General features: G+C 44.0%; 2 protein-coding genes. Both read left to right on the top strand.

Annotation, left to right across the window (positions count from 1 at the left end):
- The first annotated feature begins 226 nt into the window (after window positions 1-226).
- Window positions 227-562: a hypothetical protein gene (locus ACOCD9_RS03045; protein WP_419546339.1), complete on the top strand. Its 336-nt coding sequence runs from the start codon at window positions 227-229 to the stop codon at window positions 560-562.
- Between the two features lie 373 nt (window positions 563-935).
- Window positions 936-1,376 (top strand): DUF29 domain-containing protein, encoded by a 441-nt coding sequence (locus ACOCD9_RS03040; protein WP_002781855.1) that lies wholly within the window; start codon window positions 936-938, stop codon window positions 1,374-1,376.
- The last annotated feature ends 225 nt before the right edge of the window (window positions 1,377-1,601 follow it).

Below are 1,601 nucleotides of genomic sequence, written 5' to 3'. Positions count from 1 at the left end.
CTTAAATGTATCTGGATACACGCCACACAAGCGTTTGAACTCTGTTGGCTTTAAAGTTTTTACTTGTTCGTAAGTCATCTTTCAATCTTAACTCTTGGACTATTTTATCCTATTTTGTCTAGACTTATGCAAGAGATCTATTGATACCCCAACCTTGCCCCGCCATCCCCAGCACCATGAACTCGTGACACGGGGGGCGGAACTGATCGCGGAGCAAACCAAAACTGTGGCGGGTACTTTGGGCAATAAGCGCAGTGCAGCGGCGCGGACTTATGATCGCTTGATGGCCTACACCCAACGGATCCGTGAAACCACGCCTCTACTGGCCATGGGGACGGAATGGGAAAACCGGTCACGGGCGATCGAAGAAATCAACCAGCATCCGTTAAAGCAAAATGCGATCGCTCGCCTCAACAGGGAACTTAAAGCAGGCATCAGTGATGAGCAGTTGGCAAAACTGGTGACTTTTCTGCGAGAGCATGATGCCCTGTGTGTGATCAACCCGGAGGAACGGCAAGACGGAGCACGAATTATCTGTTCGATGGGATTATTTAGAGGCTAAAGTAGAGGCAGGTTCCCAGTATTTCCCCCTGTTGAGAAAACAACCTATGACTGAAACTAAGTAGCTGGTTATAATTAAATTAAAAATGGATTTTGCCTTTAATCCCCCCTTGATCCCCCCTTGATAAGCTATCCCTTATAGGGATCTTTCTTAACAATTTTTTCAGTAAGCACTCCAACCCTTATCCTGACTTGATTTCAGTTTTTTCCTTGTCAGTAAGGGTGTCAACAAGGAATATTACAAATTGTTAACCGAGTCTTGAAAGCCTTGTGCCACAAAGGTTTGAAATGTTAAGAAAGATGTGACTAAAGGACAGCTTAATAAGGGGGGCATCTGACAACTTTTAACGCCTACCTACTTAGGAGAAGAAACAATGCAATCCAACCTCTATGAAACAGATTTTTATGCTTGGACTTTGGAGCAATCTAAGTTACTCCAAATAAGCGATTTTAAGGGATTAGATATTGTGAATTTGGTCGAGGAAATTGAATCTTTGGGTAAACAACAGCGGCAAGAATTAGAGAACCGTTTAGCAATCTTGCTTGGTCATCTTCTTAAGTGGGACTACCAGCCCGAACGCCGTAGCAAAAGCTGGAAAGCTACTATTCGTGAACAACGACGAGCGATTCAAAGACTGATGCAAGCAAACCCTAGCCTCAAGCCTTATCTAGAAGAGGCGATCGCCTACGCTTATCAATCTGGGATTGATCTAGTGGTGCGCGAAACGCCCTTGGACGATCAAGATTTACCCGCCGATTGTCAGTACACACCAGAGCAAATTTTCGACCCTAATTTTCCTCAGACTTTGAACTAGGCTTGACATCATATTTCCCTGAGAGGGGGACAAGCGAGCTAGAAGGTAGATAGGGCAAGCGATATCGCTCTTTGTCCTTTGATGTCAGCAATTCTCATTTTAAAAAGTAACAAGTGATACAGACAGAAACAAAGCTTTAAGCAAGCTACAAAATGCGCTCCCGCGAGTGCGACTGCATCGCAGAGAAGTGAGTATATAGAGTATTTATACTCAAAATATTTGAAA

Origin of the sequence: Microcystis sp., from assembly GCF_048564745.1 — a bacterium.
GTDB classification, from domain to species: domain Bacteria; phylum Cyanobacteriota; class Cyanobacteriia; order Cyanobacteriales; family Microcystaceae; genus Microcystis; species Microcystis ichthyoblabe_A.
The sequence above is the reverse complement of the archived record's forward strand: the minus strand, read 5'-3'. Positions and strand labels throughout refer to the sequence as shown.